Annotated in this window: 1 pseudogene; it reads right to left on the bottom strand. The window is 41.2% G+C overall.

The features are described 5' to 3' along the window. Window positions 1-578: 578 nt before the first annotated feature. Window positions 579-2461: pseudogene (locus F6K49_RS41315) on the bottom strand (hypothetical protein); the annotation flags it as partial.

Below are 2461 nucleotides of genomic sequence, written 5' to 3'. Positions count from 1 at the left end.
AAGTTATGGTGACTGGAGTTCAGAATTGTGATCCTTCCGATCTGTTTAGATAGTATCTATCTAGTTGAAAAGTCTATTGTTTATAATTTTAGAGTAGCACACCTAGTAAAAACTGTCAAGAAAAAGTTAAAAAAAAAAGCCGTCCTAGAAGGAAGGGGCGCGATTACCCAATTTTTTTGGTAACTCCTGTGCCATTCAACACCCATACCCCAAAAGCTGACATGGTTGATGGTATACTCTTTTAAGCCTAGGCTTGATAATAAACTAGGTAGATACTGTTTTTTTTTGATAACTATAGGTGGTTTTTTTTATTTTTTAAAAATGAAATTAAACTAGAATAGTAAGTTTTTTTTATCATAGGTTTAGGTGAAATTTTGACTTTAAATTATAAGGAATTATATTGGAATTCATAGCTGCTTAATTTTAATAAAGTTTGCTGAAAATATTAAATTAATTAATTTTAATAAAAAAAAGTTAAATTTAAACTAAATACTTTTGATAATTAATACTAATAAATTTGTCATTATTAATCGGCAATAATACTCAAATTGCCAATCATAAATTACCGGAACACACTATTATTTTTCTGTTCTTCTTGCTTGTGTGTTATCCTCTTCTGATTTGTCGTTATAAAGGGGTTTACTGTTTTCTTCTAGCCCTTCTTCAACCACAGGTTGGTTAGTTTTATTGGGATTTTCTTGCTTTTGGTTATCTTCAACAATGAATTCAATTTGAGATTCCTGCTGCTGGGGTGGTGCTACCTTTTGATTGCCAAAGCCGCCAAATAAATTACCAATCAGACCATCAAGTTTGACAGTAAGTCCTAAATACGGACCACTGGCGGAACGAGAGCCACGGAAGTCGTAGTCGTCAATATTACCAAGAGCGTATCCAGCAGCAAGGCGCAGACTGGGAGTCAGGTAGTAGCCAGTTTCAATCAGGAAGCCATTTTCAAAGTAGTCTGCTGAAGGTTGAGAGATCAAGCGAGCTTCACCGACTATATCCCAGTTGTAGCCTAGACGATAGGATGCTCGGAGTTGACCGAGATGAATGGTGCTATCTCCGATTAAATCATTGGATAAATAGGATTTACTATAACGCAAAGCATATTTACCGTAAAATTCCCATCGCCAGTTGGGAGCATATATCATTTCGCCGGAAAATAGATGTTCGTTATAACCAGTACCACTGCCCAATAAAATCGTATCGGGAATAGTAGCGGGATTCTGGCGAAATTCATAGCGCATTAAAGCGTTAAAGTTATCGCTTGCGGGATTACGGTAAGCAACACCTAGCCTGAGATTGATCGAGTTTCCTAATCGGCTCCTAAGCCTTTGATTAGCAGCATTCGCCTGTCGATAACTAAACAAAGCAGTTATAGCAGGAGACAATTTCCCAGAGGCGGCACCAGTGATTACAGTGTTGTTGCCACGATTAGAAGAACGATGCTCCCATTTGAAGCTGGCTTTGAAATCGGGACTGTCAGTGTATTCAAAACCGATACTGTAGCTTTCTCCACTCTCAAATCCAAGGGCTGAGGCTCCTTGACCAAAAGCGTAAGGTTGACTGAACTGATCAGCAGCAGCGTTTTCTCCAAGGAAATTACCTAATACCCGCTCATAAGCAAGGTTTAGTCGCATGCCAGGGAAAATCGTCCAGCCCTGCTTCAATCCGATAGCGCCCTGACCGGTCATCTGATCTAATCCGCCAACAATGGAGTAACGTCCAGAGATAGTGGTATCAGAGCCAAGATTGTAATCGCCACTGATACCAAGATGGGTAATTTCCTGTCCCTCAAATTGCCCTCGGGTAAACCATTGTTGTCCGATATTGATGGTAATTCCTCGATATACTCGCCAGTCTAATCCGATCGCAGTCCGGTCTGAATACACTGAATCGGTTTCGCTAGATAAGGTTAGTTCATTTAGAGCCTGGAAAGTGAGCCTATCAGTTAAGGGCATCTTAAAACGCGATCGCAACTGATTGGATGTACGACTTCTAGAATCATCTTTACGGTCTTCGCGGTCGCGAAACACCCAGTCGAGTTGGAGGCTACCCGCACCAATACGTTGCTTAATCCCCGCAATTACAGTAGTTAGAGAATTATCCACCCGATTACCAGCCTGGGGTTCGGTACGGGGGTCGAATAAATCACCGAAACTATTAACAACTCGGGGGGCTATACCTCGGTTAGTTTCCCGGTCTACCTGTACCCGAAAACTAGTCGTATCAGTCAGTTTGGCCAGAAACTGAGCACCATAACGGGTTTGACCAGGAACAAAGCTAACGGTAGCGTTATTGGCAAAGCCAGTTTCAGTGGAGCGCAAATAAGCCTTACCGGAGAAAGCATCACCAAATTTGCCGTCTAGTTGGACGCGGTAGGCTGAACCACTTACTAAGCCTAATTCGTCAGAATCATTGGTAGAGTGAGCGTATTCTGTGATTAATTGAACATTCTCCC

It is taken from the genome of Moorena sp. SIO3I6 (assembly GCF_010672095.1).
Note: the sequence above shows the minus strand (reverse complement) of the source record. Positions and strands in the feature narration are given on the sequence as shown.